Source organism: Pseudomonas sp. TR47 (assembly GCF_044143025.1).
Taxonomy (GTDB): domain Bacteria; phylum Pseudomonadota; class Gammaproteobacteria; order Pseudomonadales; family Pseudomonadaceae; genus Aquipseudomonas; species Aquipseudomonas putida_E.
Map to the genome: position 1 here is coordinate 315441 of NZ_JBHFCS010000001.1, position 20205 is coordinate 335645.

The window sequence follows — 20205 nt, forward strand, 5'->3', positions numbered from 1 at the left end:
CAGGATCGCCCACGCCGACCCTGTGTACCGCACACCAGCAGGGAGCATCCATGGACAACATCGTCGTCGCCGACAAACAAACCACCGTCGCCACCCAGAATGCCTGGGGCAATATCACGCTCAACAGCCCAGGCGTGGTGCAGATGCCCGTTGCGCCTGACCAGGTGGCAACCGTGACCCGACGGGGTCAGGACCTGATCGTCACACTCAAGTCAGGGGAAAAGGTCACCGTCGGCAACTTCTTTGCCGTGGACCAGGCGGGTGTCGGCAGTGACATGGTCTTCGTCGGCGAAGACGGCACCCTGTGGCACGCCAACTACGATGCCGAGGCCTTCACCGGTTTCACCTTCGAGGAAGTCGCCTCGCTCGATGAACTGGTCGCAGGCATCGGCGTCGCTGGCAGCGAAACCCCGACCTGGGCGATTGCCGGCCTGAGCCTGCTGGGCGTTGGCGGCGCTGCCGCCGCCGCAGGTAGCGGTGGTGGTGGCGGCAGCAGCGGCGGCTCCGCGCCAGGCGACACCACGCCACCCGCCACGCCTATCGACCTGCTGGTTTCGCCCGATGGTCTGCGCCTGACCGGCCGCGGCGAGGCAGGTGCCACGGTGAATGTACGCGATGGCGCCGGCAACCTGATCGGCAGCGGCACGGTGGGCGCCGACGGTACGTTCGACATCACCTTGAACTCGCCCCAGGTCAATGGCGAAAGCCTCAATGTCACCCTGACCGGTCCGTCGGGCAACACATCGCAGGCCGGCAGCGTGGTCGCGCCAGACACCACCGTGCCGCAGGCCGCTACGGAATTGGCGATCAATGCGCAAGGCACGGTCGTGACCGGTCGTGGCGAAGCCGGCAGCACTGTGCAAGTCCGGGATGGCGCAGGCAATGTGATTGGCACCGGCACCGTAGGCGCCGACGGCACCTTCAATATCCCCCTCAGCCGGCCCCAGATCAACGGCGAAAACCTGGGGGTCACACTCACCGATGCTGCGGGCAATGCCTCGCAGCCCGCAGCGCTGACCGCGCCGGACGCGACGGCGCCTGCATCCCCCTCCGAATTGGCCATCAACGCGCAAGGCACTACCGTTACCGGCCGCGCCGAGCCAGGGGCCACCGTGCAGGTGCGAGCCCCCGACGGTACCGTGCTTGGCACCGCGGTAGCAGGTGCCGACGGGCTGTTCAGCATTGCCCTGCAACCCCCGCAAACCGATGGCCAGGCGCTGCAAGTCAGCGCCCGGGACGCCGCCGGCAATACCTCGCCAGCCACCGCCATCAACGCACCGGATGATGGTGTTGGCAACCCGCCCGACACCACTGCCCCCAATGCCCCCACCAACCTGGTGATCGGCTTGGCGGGTCGGCAACTCAGCGGCCGCGGCGAAGCCGGCACAACCGTGCAGGTGCGCGATGTACAAGGCAACATTCTGGCCACCGGCACGGTCGGCGCAGACGGCACCTTCCAGCTCACCCTGACACCACCGGTGAACGACGGCAGCCCCCTGCAAGTAGTGCTTACCGATGCAGCCGGCAACGTGTCCCAGCCGGGCACTGTGACCTCGGCGGACCTGCAGCCACCCGCACAACCTTCCGACCTGGCCTTGGCTGACGGCGTGACCCTGACCGGCCGTGGCGAGCCTGGCGCAACCGTGCAGGTCCGCGACGCCAACGGCGCGGTGATCGGCACCGGCCAGGTTGGCCCTGACGGCAATTTCAGTCTCACCCTCTCACCCGCCCAGGCCAACGGCCAGGCGCTGGACGTACGCCTGGTCGATGCGGCGGGCAACAGCTCCGCACCGCTTCAATTCGATGCACCGGACGTTACCCCACCTGCCGAAGTCAGCACGATCGTCGTAGGCAATGGTGGCCTGACCCTGAGCGGCCGTGGTGAAGCCGGCGCCACCGTAGAGGTGCGCGATGCCAATGGCACTTTGATCGGTACCGGCGTGGTCGGCACCAACGGCACCTTCCTGATCGACCTTGACCCGGCCGCACAACCCGGCGCGCAACTGAGCCTGGTGCAGACCGACCCTAGTGGCAACGCGTCCGAAGCGCTGCCGTTCGAAGTGCCGCTGACACCGGTACCGGACAGCCCCAGCGACCTGGTGATCGCCGCCGATGGCACCACCCTCACCGGCAATGCCCCGGCCGGCAGCCGTGTCGAAGTGCGCGACGCCAACGGCGCGCTGGTCGGCAGCGTCGTGGTCGGCGCCGAAGGCACCTTCACCGTTGTACTCGCCCCGGCACAAGCCAACGGCGGGCTGCTTGACGTGAGTGCCATCGATGGCAGCGGGGCGTCCTCCTTGCCTGCGCAGGTCACGGCGCCCGATATCACAGCGCCAGCGATCCCGAGCGAACTGGCTGTCAGCCCTGACGGCAGCGTCGTTACCGGGCGCGCCGAACCGGGCAGCACCGTGCGTGTACTCGCCGCCGATGGCATCACGGTACTGGGCAGCGCCGTGGTCGGTGCGACCGGCGCCTTCAGCATCACCCTCGACCCGCCCCAGGTGGATGGCGAGCAGCTGCAAGTCACCGCCACCGATGCCACAGGCAACGCCTCGACAGCAGGCAACGTCACAGCGCCGGACATCGACACCGGTGGCGGCGATACCACGCCACCGGCGCCGGCCAGCAACCTGGCCATCAGCGCCGATGGCCGTACGGTCTCAGGCCGCGGCGAAGCTGGCGCAACGGTAGAGGTACGGGATGATCAGGGCCAGGTGATCGGTACCGCTACTGTGCTGCCAGACGGCACCTTCACCCTGCAACTGAGCTCGCCAGTGATTGACGGCTCGTCGCTGCAGGTGACCCTGACCGATGCTGCGGGCAATGCCTCGCCCCCAAGCCCACTGACAGCCCCAGACCTGGTGGCTCCGGAACAACCCACCGGTCTGACCCTGAGCGCTGGGGAAACCCTGGCCGGCAGCGCCGAACCCGGCGCCCGTATAGAAGTGCGCGACGCTGACGGCATCCTCATCGGCAGCGCTATCGCCGGGCCGGACGGCAGTTTCAGCCTCACCCTCGACCCGTTGCAAGCCAATGGCGAAGCCTTGGCCATCAGCGTCATCGATGCCGCAGGCAACAGCTCTGCCCCCCTGGGCTTCACCGCCCCGGACATCACTGCCCCGGCAATCATCACCGGCGTAGTGGTGGGGGCTGGCAGCCAAGTGATAGCAGGTCGGGGTGAAGCCGGCGCCACGGTGCAAGTGCGCGACGCCGACGGTAATGTGATCGGCACCGGTACAGTGGCCTCCAATGGCACCTTCCTGGTCGAGCTGGACGCCCCGCTGAACGCGGGCGAAACCATCGTGCTGCAGCAGAGCGATGCAGCCGGTAACCCATCGGCCGACCTGAACGTCATCGTGCCGCAGACGCCGGTACCAGAAAGGCCGGCCGGGCTGGTAGTGGCCGCCGATGGTTCCTCCGTCAGCGGCACCGCTCCGGCTGGCAGCCTGGTGGAGGTGCGCGATGCCCAAGGCAATGTGCTGGGCAGCGTGCAAGTGGGCAATGACGGCAACTTCACCGTCGCCCTTGATCCCGCTCAGGCTAATGGTGAGCTGCTCGATGTGGTGGCCTTGGACGCCGACGGCAACAGCTCACTGCCGACCCAGGTCGGCGCACCGGACATCACCCCGCCCAACCCGGCCAGTGATCTGCAACTGAGCGCCGATGGCGCTACCCTCACTGGCCGTGGTGAACCCGGGGCCAGCGTGCAGGTGAGCGATGCCCAGGGCACGGTGCTGGGCACTGCAGTGGTCGGCGCGAACGGCGTCTTCACCCTCACACTGACACCGGCCCAGTCCGATGGCCAGATGCTCGACGTGGTATTGCGTGATGCTGCGGGCAACACCTCGACCGCAACCCTGACCGCGCCCGACCTGGACGGGCCTTTGCAGCCTTCCGGGCTGGCCGTCGACAGCGCTGGTCTGCACCTCACCGGCCAGGGCCAGAGCGGCTCGATCGTCACGGTACGTGCGGCGGACGGTACCGTGCTGGGCACCGCGACAGTCGGCGCCGACGGGCGCTTCGATGTCACCCTCGACCCGCCACAGCGCAACGGCGAAAGCCTCACCGTGGAGGCCACCGACAATCTCGGCAACAGTGCCGGCCCGGTCGACTTCACCGCCCCCGACAGCACCCCACCGCAAGTTGTCGGCAACCCGAGCATCGACGACAGCGGCACCACCGTTACCGGCACTGGCGAACCAGGTGCCACGGTGATCGTGCGCAGCCCCGACGGCGCGGTGCTGGGCAGCGTCGAGGTGGCCGGCGACGGCACCTTCGAACTCACCCTGGCCCCTCCACAGACCAATGGCCAGGCCTTGACCGTTGAACAACGCGACCCGACCGGTAACGTGTCAGCAGCGGTCGACCTGCCTGCTCCGGACAACGAGGCGCCCGACACCCCCACCGGCCTGGCCCTTGCCGCAGATGGCACCGTGGTTACCGGTAGCGGCGAACCCGGCGCGCAAGTGCGCGTCACCGGCACTGGCGGCGCAGTATTGGGCACCGCCGTGGTGGAGGCCGACGGTAGCTTCCGGGTAACCATCGACCCACCGCAACTCAACGGTCAGACGCTGTCCGTCACCCAGGCGGACGCTGCGGGCAACACTTCCGCTGCCGACACTGTCACTGCCAACGACCTCGAAGCACCGCAACCAGCACAAGGCCTGGGGCTGAACGCAGATGGCAGTGTGCTGAGCGGGCAAGGTGAGCCAGGCGCCACCGTAGAAGTGCGCGATGCCGGCGGGCAACTGCTGGGCGATGCCCAAGTGCAGCCTGACGGCAGCTTCACCGTGACCCTCGCCCCACCCCAGACCAACGGCGAAGTACTGTCGGTGGTGCTTGTCGACGGCGAGGGCAATACATCGCCATCGGCCACCTTCACCGCTGACGATACAACCGGCCCCGCCGCCCCCACAGGCCTGCAAGTCAGTGCCGATGGCACAGCGCTGCAAGGCAACGGCGAGGTGGGCTCCACCGTTGAAGTGCGCAATGCCAACGGCGACCTGCTGGGCACGGTCGTGGTCCCGGTGGGTGGCAACTTCAGCGTGCCGCTGTCACCGGCCCAACTGGATGGCCAGAGCCTCGACGTCACCCTCAGCGATGCTGCCGGCAACACCTCCACCGCAGCCCAGGCCACTGCGCCGGACCTTACACCCCCTGCACTGCCGACCGATGTCAGCGTCAGCCCGGATGGCACCACTGTGACCGGCAACGCCCCCGGGGCCAGCTCGGTCACGGTGACCGACCCCAATGGCACTGTCGTCACCGTTGCAGTGAACGGCGATGGCAGCTTCAGCGTGCCGCTGGATACCCCGCTCACCAATGGCGAGACCCTGACCGTGGTGGTCAGCGACGCAGCCGGCAACGACTCTGGCGCATCGAGCGTCACCGCGCCGGATACCACCCCGCCCGCTGCGGCGACCGACATAACGGTCAGCCCGGATGGCGGCTTCATCGGCGGTATGGCCGAACCCGGCACCACCATCATCGTCCGCGACGGCACCACCGACCTGGGCACCGCAACCGCCGGGCCAGACGGCACCTTCGTGGTCGAAGTCGACCCACCCCTGGTTTCCGGCGATACCGTGCAGGTAGTGGTACGAGATGACGGTGGCAACGAGACCCCGGTCGACGTGGCCGGGCCAGACGGCACCGAAGTCGCTACACCAACCGCCCTGACCATCAGTGCCGACGGCTTCCTTTTGACTGGCCAAGGCACCGTGGGCTCGCTGATCACCGTGACCTCCGGCGGCACCACACTGGGCACCGCGACGGTCGGCAGCGACGGCATCTTCCGAGTGTTCTTCAGCGACGCCCAACTCAATGCCCAGACCCTGCAGGTCAGCGCACGCCTTACAGCGGGGGGTAAACCCTCGGTACCAGCCACCATCGTTGCAGAGGACAGCACCGCGCCGGATGCCCCCACCCAGCTTGCCCTCGACCGCAGCGGCAGCACCCTCATCGGCCAAGGCGAGGTGGGTGCGACCGTGCGCGTGGTCGATGCCCAAGGCACTGAACTGGGCACAGCCACCGTCGGCAGCAACGGGTTATTCAGCGTAAGCCTGACACCCCAGCAAGCCAACGGCCAGAACCTCACCGTTACCCAGAGCGACGCCGCGGGCAATACCTCGCTCGCCGCCACCTTGCAGGCGCCCGACCTGCAAGCGCCTGATGCTGCCACCGGCCTGAGCCTGAACAGCGCGGCAACCGTAGTCAGCGGCCAAGGTGAGGCGGGCGCGACGGTGACCGTACGCGATGCCAGTGGCGCGGTACTGGCCACAGGTACCGTCAACCAGAGCGGCCAGTTCCAGGTCACTCTGCCAAATGCACAAACCACCGGCAGCGCCTTGCAGGTCACCCTCAGCGATGCCGCTGGCAATGTGTCTGGCCCGGCGAGCCTGGCAACACCGGACCGCACGCCACCGGCTGCGGTCGACAACCCGGTGCTCAGCGCCGATGGCAAACAGCTGTCAGGCAGTGGCGAAGCCGGCGCCACCGTGCAGGTGCGCAACGCCGCCGGCACCGTGGTCGGCACCGCGACCGTGGGCGCCGATGGCCGGTTTACGGTCACCTTCGATACCCCACAGGCAACCGGCCAGGCCCTCGGTGTGAGCCAGGTGGATGCAGCGGGCAACACTTCGCCTGCTGTCACCCTCAGTACAGCCGACCTCACCCCACCAGCCCCACTGACCAATGTGGTGCTCAACAACAATGGCCTGACCCTCACCGGCCTGGGTGAAGCGGGTGCCAGCGTGACCGTGCGCGGCCCCGATGGCACCATCATTGGCACAGGCGTGGTGGCCGCCAACGGCAGCTTCACCCTCACCCTGACCAGTGCGCAACTTGACGCCCAGAACTTGAGCGTGACCCAGACCGACGCGGGCAACAACACCTCGCCTCCTGTTGCAGTGACAGCGCCGGACCTCACCCCACCAGCGGCGCCAGCCGACCTCGCCCTGGCCAGTACCGGCCTGCAGTTGAGCGGCAGCGCCGAAGCAGGCAGCACGGTCACTGTGCGTGATGCCGCAGGCAATATCCTGGGCACCGCCGTGGCCAGCAGCAATGGCACCTTCCAGGTCACCCTGAGCAGCGCCCAGACCAACGGCCAGACTTTGCAGGTTACCGCCACAGATGCCGCAGGCAACGTGTCGCCTGCCGCGCCTTACACCGCTGCCGATACCACACCGCCCACCGCCGTCGCCAACCTGGCCGTCGCCGCCGACGGCGCCAGCCTTACAGGTACTGGCGAAGCCGGCGCCACGGTCACCGTGCGTGCGCCCGACGGCACCTCGCTGGGGACCGCCACGGTCGGCAGCGATGGCCGTTTCACCGTAGCGCTCAGCCCTGCAGCCACAGCCGGCGAAAGCCTCAGCGTGACCCAGGCCGATGCCGCGCAGAATGCCTCGCCGGCGCAGACCGTGACCGCGCCGGGCAACCTGGCACCGGACATTCCGGACAACCTGACGCTCTCAGCCGATGGCCTGGTGGTTACCGGCAATGCATCCCCCGGCAGTACCGTCAATGTGTATGGGCCTGACGGCGTGCTGTTGGGCACTGCGCCAGTCGGCAATGACGGCAGTTTCACGGTCAACCTCGACAGCGCACAGGCCAACGGCGAAGTCTTGCAGGTCAGTGCCGTGGGCACCGACGGCAGTGCTTCGCTGCCTGCGACCCTGCAGGCACCGGACACCACCGCCCCGCAACCGCTGACCAACCTGGTGCTGAGCAGCGACGGCCTGACGCTCACCGGCCGCGGTGAACCGGGCGCCACAGTGGCCGTGATCGGCGAAGGCGGTGTCGACCTGGGCACTGCCGTGGTCGATGCCAGTGGCAACTTCAGCATTGACCTGAGCACCGCACAGATCAATGGCGAACAACTCAGTGCACAGCAGACCGACGCCGCGGGCAACGAGTCCGACAGTGTCAGCCTGACTGCGCCCGACCGTGTGGCACCTGATGCTGCCGGCAACCTGGCATTTGCCGGCGGCGGCAGCTTGCTCAACGGTACCGGCGAGGCCGGTAGCACCGTCAAAGTGCTGGCTGCCGATGGCAGCACACTGGGCAGCGCTGTGGTCCGCGCCGACGGTACCTTCCAGGTCACCCTCAGCGCACCACAGGCCAACGGCCAGCAGGTGCAAGTGATACTGACCGATGCCGCCGGCAACCAGTCCGACCCCAGCGCCATCATTGCAGCCGATACCACCCCACCGGCCGCCCCCACCGAGCTTGCGATTTCCAGCGACGGGGTTACCCTCACCGGCCGCGGCGAGCCCGGCGCGCAGGTCAGCGTCAGCAACGCGCAGGGCGACGAAATCGGTACGGCAGTGGTCGATGCCAGCGGTAACTTCACCGTCACCCTCAACCCGGCGCTGGGCAACGCCGAACTGCTCAGCCTCAGCCAGGCCGACGCAGCCGGTAACGTGTCGGCAGTCGCCACGTTGCAAACGCCTGATTTCACGCCGCCGGCCATCCTCACCGAGGTGGCCATCAATGCCGATGGCAGTGTGGTCACCGGCCTTGGCGAACCGGGCGCTACCGTCACGGTGACCAATGCCGCAGGCGTACTGCTCGGTACGGCCATTGTGCTCGCCGATGGCAGCTTCTCGGTGGAACTGGCGCCCGCCCAGATCAACCAGCAAGTGCTGGCGGTACAGCAGGCCGACCCACCCGGCAACATCAGCGCGCCGGTCACGATCGATGCACCCGACCTCACGCCACCGGCACCGGCAACCGAACTGCGCCTCAATGCTGCCGGCGATCAGTTGAGCGGCGTCGGCGAAGCAGGCACCACGGTAAGGGTATACCTGGGCACCACTGAAATCGGCACCGCCACGGTGGGTGCCGACGGCACCTTCGTGGTCGACCTCAGCTCGCCGCAGCTCAATGGCCAAAGCCTTCAGGTAACCCTGACAGACGAAAGCGAAAACGTATCGCCCATAAGCTCCGTCACCGCGGTCGATACCACGCCGCCGGCTGCGGTTGTTGCGTTGCTCAACGACAGCGGCACCCAACTCACCGGTAGCGGCGAAGCAGGGGCGCGCATCACCGTGATGAACGACCGTGGCGACATGGTCGGCCAGGGCGTGATCGACCCTGACGGCACCTTCGTGCTTGACCTGACAACCCCACAGATCGACGGCCAGGTACTGACCGTCGTCGCTCAGGACGTCACCGGCAACCCCTCCGCGCCATTCGAAGTGACCGCACCGGACTTGGTGCCACCAGCGCAACCTGCCGACTTGGCGCTGGACCCGACGGGCACGCTGCTGATCGGTAGTGCCGAACCCGGCAGTACCATCACCGTGCGTGGCCCGGACAACACCATTGTCGGCACCGTCCAGGCCACCGTAGACGGCACCTTCAGCGTGACGTTGAGCCCGGCGCAGACCAACGGTCAACTGCTGACCGTGGTCTCTACCGATGACGCCGGCAATGCTTCGCTGCCAGCCACCTACCAGGCTACCGACACGTCGCCACCTGCTCTGGTCACCAACCTGGCAATCAATACCGACTACGACGTGCTCACCGGGCGCGGTGAGCCCAACGCTACAGTGACCGTCAGCCTGGCAGGCAATCCCATCGGCACCGGCGTGGTCGATGCCAGCGGCAATTTCTCCATTGAACTGGACCCCGCCCCCGGGCCTGCCGCCATCTTGACCGTCACCCAGAACGACGGCGCGAACACCTCGGAGGAAGAAACTTACCTGACTCCCCTGGTTCCACCTCCAGCCCCCCCCACCGATGTGGTGCTCGGCAGTGACGGCCTGACGCTGACCGGCAATGCCACCAGTGGCGCGTCGATACGCGTCTACGACGAAGACGGCGACTTGATCGGCAGCGGCGTAGCCGACCTCAACGGCGACTTCAGCCTTCAACTCGATACCGCACAACTCAATGGGCAGTCACTGTCGGTCACTGCCGTGGACCTGGTAGGCGGCGAATCGCAGCCAGTATTCGTGCAGGCGGACGACACCACTGCGCCGGCCAACCCGGTGGTCACTGCGCTGTCCGCCAATGGCCTGGTGCTTACCGGTACCGGCGAAGCCAATGCCACGGTCACCGTGCGTGATGCCAGTGGCAATGTGCTCGGCACCGGCGTGGTCAACGCTGGCGGCGTGTTCAGCATCAACCTGGCCAGCGCGCAGCTCAACGGCCAGGTACTCGGTGTGACGCAGGTCGATGTTGCACAGAATGCCTCGGGCAGCACCAGCTATACCGCGCCGGACACACAGGCGCCAGCTGCACCGACCAGCCTTGCCGTGACCGGCGCAGGCACCGTACTGACCGGCGTCGGCGAGCCCGGCGCGACAGTCACCGTCACCGGCCCGGGCGGACCGTTGGGCAGCGCCGTGGTACAACCCGACGGCAGCTTCACCGTCAACCTCAGCAGCACGCAGAACGACGGGCAGTTGCTTACCGTGCGCCAGTCCGATGCCGCCGGCAACCAGTCCGGCAGCGCCAGCATCACTGCACCGGACACCACGCCACCCGCCGCGCCAGTGGCCGCCATCAACGCCAACGGCACCACGGTAAGCGGCTCTGGCCAGATCGGCAGCACCGTCACCGTGCGCGACACTGCAGGCACCGTGCTGGGCACCGCCACAGTGGGCAGCAACGGCCTGTTCGTGGTCAGCCTGGCGGCGGCGCAAATCGACAACCAGGCCCTGACAGTCACCTTGACCGATGCCACCGGCAACACCTCGACCGGCACCGCACTGACCGCTCCAGACCTCACCCCGCCAGCGCTGGCCAGCAACCTGGTGATCAGCGCCGACGGCAGCACCCTGACCGGCAGCGGCGAGCCTGGCGCCACGGTCACGGTGCGCAGCTCCACCGGCACCGTCCTGCAAACCGGCACGGTGCAGCCCGACGGCACCTTCTCCGTAACCCTGACCCCTGCCCAGGACAACGGCCAGACACTGTCGGTATCGCTGACCGACCCACGCAACAACGCCTCCGGCAGCGTTGCCATCACCGCACCGGACGTGGACGCCAACGCACCGGTGACCGCCAGCGACAATCTGGCCACCGCCACCGTGAACCTGGCACCGGTTGTCGCCACGCAGACCTACACCGACAGTTTCACCACACTGCTGGCGGGCTTCAGCAAGACCTACACCTGGACCGTCGACGCCGGCACCACGGTGGACCCGACCCTGACGCTGACCACCAGCAGTGCCCTGGCCCTGCTCGACAATGCCACCTTCACCCTGCAGGTGAAAGACGCGTCCGGGGCCTGGGTGACACTGGCTACCGGTAACAGCCTGGGCCTGCTCGACCTGATTCTGCTCCCCTTGGGCGAGGGGGTGCAGGTCGACATCGGCGAACTGCAGGCCGGTGAATACCGCCTGACCGTAGGCAGCGGCGGCATCGGCCTGGTGACCAACGTCACCACCACGCTGGACATCGAAACCTCCAGCCTGACCGAGCTCACCGGCACCGGTACCCCCACTACCGGCAACGTCATCACCGACCCCGGTGTCGACGGCACCACCGATGCCCGTGGCCCGGACAGCAGCGCCGTGCTGCAGGTGCTCAAGAACGGCAGCTACGTCACCGCCGGCAGCGCCACCGAGGTGCAGGGCCTGTATGGCACCCTGGTGATCCGCGCCGATGGCAGCTACACCTACACCCCGAACGGCACCCCGTCCAGCGTCGGTAAGGTGGACGTGTTCAGCTACCAACTGGTGCACGGCAACGGCCTGACCGATGTCGCCAACCTCTACGTGCGGATCGACAGCCCGCAAGCCACGGAGGTCTGGAGCGACAGCAACCTTGGCGCGCCCGCCACGGTGGTCGATGCCGTCAACGACATCGACAGCAGCGACATCAGCCTGGCAAACCGGGTGGACACCGACAGCGCCACACTCGGAACGCTGCCCCTGCCGCTGATCGGCTCGCGGCAGGCGATCTACGAGACCACCGTTGCCGCCGATACCACCGCCAACCTGCAAGTGGTGCTCAACTCCGCCAACCTGCTGGGCCTGCTCAACGGCACCACCATCGCCCTTTACAAACTCAACACGGCTACCGGCCAGTACGTACTTGTGCAGTCTGTGCCCGGCAGTTCGCTGATCAGCCTGCTCGGCGGCGGCTCGGCCTACACCTTCCAGAACCAGGGCCCAGGTGCCTACGAGATCCGTGTCAGCGCAGGTGGCATCGGCCTGCTCAGTTCGATCACTACCAGCCTCAACACCACCACCACGTACACCAACGAGTTCGTGGTCAGCGGCTACACCCCAGTGACCGGCAACCTGTTGACCGACACCGCCGGCGGCGGTGCCGACAACCTCGGTTCGACGCTGACCGTGCTCAGCGTGCTGGTAGCGGCCAACACCTACGCCATCCCCGGTTACAACGGCGTCAGCGTGACCGGCACCTACGGCACGCTTCTGGTGAACGCTGACGGCAGCTACACCTATACCCTCAAGGAGGGCCTGACCTCGGCAGTGGTCGGCCAACAGGACACTTTCACCTACGAACTGACGCACCCCAACGGCACCACCGATACCGCAACGCTGACCATCAACCTGGACAACGCTGCCGGGCTCACCGCGACCACCTCGCTGCTGGCTGACGGCGGCGACGAGGGGGCGGCCCTGGCCAGTGTCGCCGCGGCGGCCTCCGCCGAGGTGATTGCCGGCACCGATGGCAATGACCAACTCGATGGCAGCCAGGGTGGGCAGATCAGCCTGCAAGGCGGCGCCGGCGACGACACCCTCGTGGTTGTGGACCAGGCCTTTGCCGGCGTCGAGGGCGGCAGTGGTACCGACACCCTGCTGTGGGGTGGCGGCGATGCCAGCATCGACCTGGGCTCCCTGGCCGGGCGTGTCCACGATATCGAGATCATCGACCTCAACGACACCAGCGGGGTGACCCTGACGCTGAACCTGGCGGATGTGGTGGCCGTCACCGAAAGCGGCAGCAGCACGCTGCTGATCAACGGCGACGACAAGGATTCGGTGCACATGACCGATAACTGGAACCTCACCGGCAGCCAGAGCGCCGACGGCATCGACTATAACCAATACACGGCCCAGGAGGACCCGAGCCACCACCTGTGGGTGCAAAACGGCATTCATGTCGTCTGAGGCCGCAGTAACCCGCCGGGCGCCATGCCCGGCGGCAAGGACGATCAGCAGTAAGGGAATTATGTGAAGCGAAGCAGTGCGCTGTCACCGCTGTTGCCGGGAGCCGTCGCGCTACTGGTACTGATTTCAAACCCGGTTGCCCAGGCAGCCGATGACATAGACCCTACGCTGCGTACCATCGGGCCGTCACTGCTACGCGATGCCCCCGATGCCATCCCTGCCCGCCCACCGGCAGGCCAGGCCGCCAACAATGGCGATCGCCTCGGCCTGGCCGAGGCGGTGCTGGCCGCTGCGCAGTGGCACCCCAGCATCGCTGAAGCCATCGGCAACCTGTACAAGCAAGGCGAAGGCATCAACGTGGCCCGCGCCGGTTACTACCCACAGGTTTCCGGCGGTATCCGCACCGGCTATGACAGCGGTTATGGCGGCGACCGCAGCAGCCAGGCGCTGAACCTGTCGCTCAAGCAGATGCTCTACGATTTCGGCAAGGTCGACAGCGCTGTCGACGCGGCCCACGCTGCTGCCGCCCGCGCCCAGGCCAACATCCTGCTGGTGGTCGACGACCTGGCCCGCGATACCGCCTACGCCTGGATCGAAACCCGCCGTTACGAGCAGCTCATGGTGATTGCCCGCGAGCAGATCAAAGGCGTTGGCGATATAGCCGGCATGGCGCGCCAGCGCAGCGACATGGGCGCCAGCACGCGCTCCGACGTGGTCCAGGCCGAGTCCCGGGTGGAAGGCGCCCGCGCCACCCTGGAGGAGTATCAGGCCCAGTACGAACGGTGGCGCTCGACCCTCGCCGCCCTGCTCGGCCGCGTCGCACCGCCGGCCCTGGCCGAAGAAACGCCCCCCGAACTCAACCAGGCCTGCAAGCGCCCACCGCAAGCCGACGACCGCCTGCCTGCAGTGCTCATGGCCCTGGCCCTGCGCGCGCAATCCAAAGCCGAACTGGCACAAGCCAAGGCCGAGGCCTACCCGACACTGTCGCTGCAGCCGCAGGTCAACCACTACCTGGACAACGACTACGACCGCGACAACAACCGCCTCGACCGCACCCAGGCGGGCATCTACCTGAACCTGGAAGTGCCGATCTACCAAGGCGGCGCCATCAGCGCCCGCAGCCGCGCGGCCGGGCATGCCCTGACCGCCGCTGACTCCGCCGAAGACGCCGCACGCCTGCAGGCCCGCCGAGGGCTGGCCGAAGCCATGGCGCAAACCTCGGGGCTGGGCCGCCGGCTGAGTTCGCTCAAGGCCCGCCAGGCCAGCATCAAAGAGGCACGCATGCTCTACGGCCGGCAATACCTGGACCTGGGCACGCGCCCGCTGCTCGACCTGCTCAATGCCGAGCAGGAAATCTACCAGTCGCGCTTTGAACTTGCCGGCACCCGTTCCGACCTGCTGCGCCTGGATGTCGACTGCCTGTACAACACCGGCGCCCTGCGCATGGCCTTGGGCCTTGAAGGGCGCAACCTGCAAGGGGTGGAGATCGAGCCATGAACGATACCGTCAACCTGAGCCAAGCCACGCAGCAGCAAAACCCGGAGCAGGCTATCGTCCATCGGCCGGACCTTGGCCCGTGGCTTGAAGTCATGCTGCAGGTCGCCCACCACTACCGGCTGGATGTATCACCCCAGCGCATTCGCCTGGCGGCCGTGGAAGATGCCCGGCCGCTGGATGAAATCCTGCGCCACATGGCGCGCCAGGCCGGCCTGTCGCTGCGCTTCGTGCGTTTCGATGCCAAAGCCCTGCGGCAATGGCGTACACCACTGGTGCTGGAGCTCGATGATGGCCAACTGGCGGTGGTCGAAGCCGTGACCGAGGACAACGAGCTGGCCGTGGTGTTCGCCGGCGACCAGAGCCTGACCTCGCGCCTGCCCCGCGAAGCGCTCGAAGGGCGCATCAACCGCGTGGCACTGATGCGCCCGGCACGGCCGTTGCGCGATGTGCGTACCGACGACTACACCGCCCCATACGACCGCCACTGGTTCGCCCGCATCGTCCTGCGCGACCTGCGCCCGTATGGGCAGGTGATGGTCGCCTCGCTGGTGGCCAACGTGTTGGCCCTGGCTGGCGTGCTGTTCTCGATGCAGGTGTATGACCGGGTGATCCCCGCCGAATCCCTGCCCACGCTGTACGTGCTGTTCGGCGGTGTGGTGCTGGCGCTGGTGTTCGACTTCAGCATGCGCCTGCTGCGCCTTAAGGTTACCGACCTGCTCGGCAAGCGCGCCGACCTGCGCGTGTCGGACCTGGTCTACGGCCATGCCCTGCGCCTGCGCAACTCGGCACGGCCGAAGTCCACCGGCTCGTTCATTTCGCAGTTGCGCGAGCTGGAGTCGATCCGCGACCTGATCACCTCCAGCACCGCCACCGCGCTGGCCGACCTGCCGTTCTTCCTGTTGTTCCTGTTCGTGCTCTGGCTGATCGGCGGCGTGCTGGTGTTCATCCCGCTGGTGGCTCTGCTGGCCATGCTCCTGCCTGGCTTGCTGGCGCAGCGCCGGCTGGCACGCCTGGCCAATGCCTCGATGCGCGAGTCGTCACTGCGCAACGCCATGCTGGTGGAAAGCGTCCAGGGCCTGGACGAAATCAAGGCACTGCAGGCCGAAGCGCGCTTCGAGCGCCAGTGGAACCAGTACAACGCAGCCTGCGCCCATACCAACCTGCGCTTGCGTACCCTGACCAACGGCCTGGTGACCTGGACCCAGAACGTGCAAGGCGCGGTGTTTGCCGTGGTCATCGTCATCGGCGCGCCGATGGTGATTGCCGGCGACCTGACCACCGGTAGCCTGGTGGCCGCCTCGATGCTGTCCTCGCGGATGATGGCGCCGCTGGCGCAGCTCACCCATGTGCTGACCCGCTGGCAGCAAGCCAAGGTGGCACTACAGGGCCTGGACAAACTGATGCAGTCACCGGTCGACCACCCCGAAGGCGAAGCCCGTGTGCACCTGCCGGCCATCCGCGGCGAGTACCGGCTGCGCCAGGCCAACTTCCGCTACGACCCCGAGGCACCGCCGGTGCTCAACATCGGCCAACTGGACATCCGGCCGGGCGAGCGCATCGCCGTGCTGGGGCGCAACGGCGCCGGCAAGTCGACCCTGCTGCAGGCGCTGGGCGGTGCCATGGACCTGGTGCAAGGCGAGGTCACGCTCGACGGCATTGCCCTGGCCCACCTGGACCCGGCCGACCTGCGCCGTGACGTCGGCTTGCTGGCGCAGTATGCGCGGCTGTTCCACGGCACCCTGCGCGAAAACCTCACCCTCGGTGCCGGCCAGGCCAGTGACCAGGAACTGGTGGCCGCGCTGGCCGCCACGGGCGCACTGGACTTCGTGCGCCGGCTGCCCAAAGGCATGGACCACCTGATTCTGGAAGGTGGCCTGGGCCTGTCCGGCGGGCAACGCCAGGCACTGGTGCTGGCACGCCTGCTGGTGCGCCAGCCGCAGGTACTGCTGCTGGATGAACCCACCGCCTCGCTGGACGACACGACCGAGCGCAAGCTGCTCGATAACCTCGACCGCTTCTGCCAAGGCCGTACCCTGGTGATCGCCACTCACCGTTTGAGCGTGCTGCAACGGGTCGAGCGGATCATCGTGCTCGACGGCGGGCGCATCGTCATCGACGACAGCCGTGACGCCGCCCTGGCCAAACTGCAAGGAGCGCAGGCATGAGCAACCATGAACTCCCCGCGTCCTACCTGGATGGCCAGGACGATCAGGCCGTGCTGCGCGCAGGCCGTGTCATCACCGTGTGCGCGCTGATGCTCGCCGCGTTCCTGGCCTGGGCCGCCTGGTTCGAGGTCACCGAAGTCTCCACCGGCACCGGCAAAGTGATCCCAAGCTCCCGCGAGCAAGTGATCCAGTCGTTCGAAGGCGGCATCGTCGCCGAGATGAACGTGGCCGAAGGTGACCTGGTCGAGCGCGGCCAGGTGCTGGCCCAGCTCGACCCGACCAAGACTGCCTCCAGCGTCGGTGAAAGCGAGGCCAAGTACCGTGCTGCCACGGCCAGCGTTGCGCGCTTGCGCGCCGAGGTCACCGGCAAGCCGCTGGCCTTCCCCGACAGCCTGCGCGACTCGCCGGACCTGATCGACGCCGAAACCGCGCTATACCAGACCCGCCGCCGCGGCCTGGAACAGACCCTGGCGGGCATCGAGGACTCGCTGCGGCTGGTGCGCAGCGAACTGCAGATCACCGAAAACCTGGCCAAGATGGGCGCCTCCAGCCGGGTCGAGGTGATCCGCCTCAACCGCCAGCGCTCGGAGCTCGAGCTCAAGGCCAACGAAGCGCGCTCCGATTACCTGGTACGCGCCCGCGAAGAGCTGGCCAAGGCCAGCGCCGAAGCCGACAGCCTCTCGGAAGTGGTCCGCGGGCGCAGCGATTCACTGTCACGCCTGACCTTGCGCTCGCCGGTGCGCGGCATCGTCAAGGACATCGAGGTCAACACCCTGGGCGGGGTGGTACAGCCCGGTGGGCAGGTGATGAAGATCGTGCCGATGGATGAACGCTTGCTGATCGAGACGCGCATCGCCCCCCGGGACATCGCCTTCATCCACCCCGACCAGGCGGCCAAGGTGAAGATCAGTGCCTATGACTATTCGGTGTATGGCGGGCTGGAGGGCAAGGTGGTGGGCATCTCGCCGGATACCCTGCAGGATGAGGTGAAACCGGAAATCTATTACTACCGGGTGTTTATCCGTACCGAGCAGGACAGCCTGCAGAACAAAGCCGGCAAGCGCTTTGCGATCGTGCCGGGGATGATTGCCACGGTGGATATCCGCACGGGCGAAAAAACCATTCTCGATTACCTGATCAAGCCGCTTAACCGGGCCAAGGAGGCCTTGCGCGAGCGCTGAGGGCCGCTGCGCGGCCATCGCCGGCAAGCCGGCACGACCTTGTAGGAGCCGGCTTGCCGGCGATAGGGCCAGCAAAGGCTGCCGCCAAGTTAAAGCCCAGCCCGAACAGGCCGATAACCGGTTATCCCCTGTCTTCCATGAAGGTCACCATGGCCACGCAAAATGCCCGCGCGGACGCGTTGTCCCTGCTGCTGTTCACCCTGCGCAGCGGCAAACTGATGGCAATCAACCTGCTCAAGGTCAGCGAGATCATCCCTTGCCCACCGCTGACCAGGTTGCCCGAATCGCACCCCCACGTGAAAGGCGTGGCGACCCTGCGCGGCAACCCGCTGTCGGTGATCGACCTGTCGCGGGCCATCGGTGAACGCCCGCTGGCCGACCCGGACGGTGGCTGCCTGATCGTCACCGAGATCAGCCGCTCGCGCCAGGGCCTGCATGTGCAGGCAGTGAGCCGCATCATCCACTGCCTGAGCACCGACATCAGGCCGCCGCCCTATGGCTCCGGCACCCGCTCGTTCATCACCGGTGTGACCCGTGTCGACAATACCTTGGTGCAGGTGCTGGACATCGAAAAGGTGATCCATGCCATCGCCCCGCCGGAGCCGGAGCCCGCGCCGGGCAAGCTGAACGAAGAAGACGCCAGCCTGTTGGCCGCCGCCAACATCCTGGTGGTGGACGATAGCCAGGTGGCGCTGCAACAGTCGGTGCACACCCTGCGTAACCTGGGCATCGACTGCCACACCGCACGCAGCGCCAAGGATGCAATCAACGTGCTGCTGGAGCTGCAGGGCACTGCGCAGGAGATCAACATCATCGTCTCCGACATCGAGATGTCAGAGATGGACGGCTATGCCTTCACCCGTACCCTGCGCGAAACCCCGGACTTCCAGCACCTCTACGTGCTGCTGCACACCTCGCTGGACAGCGCGATGAGTGCCGAGAAGGCCAGGTTGGCGGGGGCCAATGCCATCCTGACCAAGTTCTCCTCACCGGAGCTGACCGATTGCCTGGTGGTGGCGGCGCGCACGGTAGTGTTTGCAGAGCGATGAAGGCCGTGCTGTCATATTCAGCGACAAACTCCCTGGCCTGTTGCCGGGGATGCCTCGGTCATACTTCGCCCCCCTCGAACGTTTCACGGTATTGCGTATGAAGTTTTTCAGCTCTCTTCTGATCGCCTGCGCCCTTTTCAGCGGTGTTGCCCAGGCCTCCAGCAGCCAGGCCTGGAACGAACAACGCCAGCAGATGCTCAAGGCCTGCCTGGCCGCCAGCCAGTTCAAGGACGCCCATGCCCGCGGCAAACCTGCGGAGTTCGATGACCAGGTCGGCTTCAGCGCCCTGGTCATCGAAGGGGTGTATCCACAAAAGCACATGCAGCAACGCACCGGCTCCGAGCTGTGCCTGTACGACCGCCAGCACCAGCGGGCCTTCGTCAGCGAATGGAACCCAGACGCCACGTGAACGACTCTCTGCGTTTTGCCTGTACCGGCTGCGGCAAGTGCTGCACCGGCCACCATGTACCACTGACCCTGGCCGAGTCGCGCCAGTGGGCGGCATCCGGCGGCCAGGTGGTGGTGCTGATCGAAGCCTTTGTGGAGGATGGCCCGGGGATGCCGGCAGACCAGCGTGAGCATGTGCTGCGCCGCTCGCACCCGGTGCCTTGCGGTGACAGCGAGGTACGGGTTTCGGTGACCTTTGCCGCGTTCAACCCCGGGCGCTGCCGCAACCTGGACGAAAACGACCTGTGCACCATCTACGAGAGCCGGCCGCTGGTCTGCCGCATCTACCCGGTGGAAATCAACCCGCACATTCCACTGAGGCCAGAGAACAAGGACTGCCCGCCCGAGGCTTGGGAGCAAGGGCCTGAGCTGATTCATGGCTCGTTACCGGTGGACCCGGCGCTGCTGGCACTGGTGCAGGCGTCCCGGCAGGCAGATCGTGATGACATCGCGGCCAAGGTTGCCGTGTGCCAGGCCCTGGGCATGACCATCAGCGCGCTCAAGGGCAATGGCTTCACGGCCTACCTTCCAGACATGGGCGCCTTGGCGGCGGCGCTGGCGGATGTACCGCCACCGCACCATGCGCCGTGGGCGCTGCACGTGCAGGACGCGGCCCTGCTGGCCAGCCTGCAGGCGCAGGGCTTGCAGGCTGGCGACACGCCTTCGCAGTACTACGCCTTCATCGGTTTCTAGCAAAGCCAGCACCAAATCCCGGCGATCTCCCTGTGGGAGCCGGGCTTGCCGGCGATGGGCCGCAAAGCGGCCCCACAACCGC

General features: G+C 66.9%; 7 protein-coding genes. All 7 read left to right on the plus strand.

What is annotated here, in order from left to right:
* Positions 1-50: 50 nt before the first annotated feature.
* Entirely contained in the window at positions 51-13091 is a 13041-nt protein-coding gene (locus tag ACEWE8_RS01510) for a BapA/Bap/LapF family large adhesin (protein ID WP_046784504.1), read from the plus strand.
* A 63-nt stretch (positions 13092-13154) separates the two neighbouring features.
* Positions 13155-14588: a TolC family outer membrane protein gene (locus ACEWE8_RS01515; RefSeq protein WP_046784505.1), complete on the plus strand. Its 1434-nt coding sequence runs from the start codon at positions 13155-13157 to the stop codon at positions 14586-14588.
* Positions 14585-16753: a type I secretion system permease/ATPase gene (locus ACEWE8_RS01520; protein WP_046784506.1), complete on the plus strand. Its 2169-nt coding sequence runs from the start codon at positions 14585-14587 to the stop codon at positions 16751-16753. Before ACEWE8_RS01515 ends, ACEWE8_RS01520 begins: the two co-directional genes overlap by 4 nt.
* Positions 16750-17934: an HlyD family type I secretion periplasmic adaptor subunit gene (locus ACEWE8_RS01525; RefSeq protein WP_046784507.1), complete on the plus strand. Its 1185-nt coding sequence runs from the start codon at positions 16750-16752 to the stop codon at positions 17932-17934. Before ACEWE8_RS01520 ends, ACEWE8_RS01525 begins: the two co-directional genes overlap by 4 nt.
* 149 nt (positions 17935-18083) lie before the next feature.
* Positions 18084-18983: a chemotaxis protein gene (locus tag ACEWE8_RS01530; protein ID WP_046784508.1), complete on the plus strand. Its 900-nt coding sequence runs from the start codon at positions 18084-18086 to the stop codon at positions 18981-18983.
* Positions 18984-19080: 97 nt separating this feature from the next.
* Positions 19081-19392: a hypothetical protein gene (locus ACEWE8_RS01535; protein ID WP_046784509.1), complete on the plus strand. Its 312-nt coding sequence runs from the start codon at positions 19081-19083 to the stop codon at positions 19390-19392.
* Positions 19389-20123, plus strand: a complete 735-nt coding sequence (locus tag ACEWE8_RS01540) for a YkgJ family cysteine cluster protein (protein WP_046784510.1) — start codon at positions 19389-19391, stop codon at positions 20121-20123. Before ACEWE8_RS01535 ends, ACEWE8_RS01540 begins: the two co-directional genes overlap by 4 nt.
* The last annotated feature ends 82 nt before the right edge of the window (positions 20124-20205 follow it).

What these genes read in the sequence shown, in the direction of transcription:
- ACEWE8_RS01510 (WP_046784504.1), top strand. Translation starts at nt 51, where the DNA reads ATGGACAACATCGTCGTCGCCGACAAACAAACCACCGTCGCCACCCAG.
- ACEWE8_RS01520 (WP_046784506.1), top strand. Translation starts at nt 14,585, where the DNA reads ATGAACGATACCGTCAACCTGAGCCAAGCCACGCAGCAGCAAAACCCG.
- ACEWE8_RS01525 (WP_046784507.1), top strand. Translation starts at nt 16,750, where the DNA reads ATGAGCAACCATGAACTCCCCGCGTCCTACCTGGATGGCCAGGACGAT.
- ACEWE8_RS01530 (WP_046784508.1), top strand. Translation starts at nt 18,084, where the DNA reads ATGGCCACGCAAAATGCCCGCGCGGACGCGTTGTCCCTGCTGCTGTTC.
- ACEWE8_RS01535 (WP_046784509.1), top strand. Translation starts at nt 19,081, where the DNA reads ATGAAGTTTTTCAGCTCTCTTCTGATCGCCTGCGCCCTTTTCAGCGGT.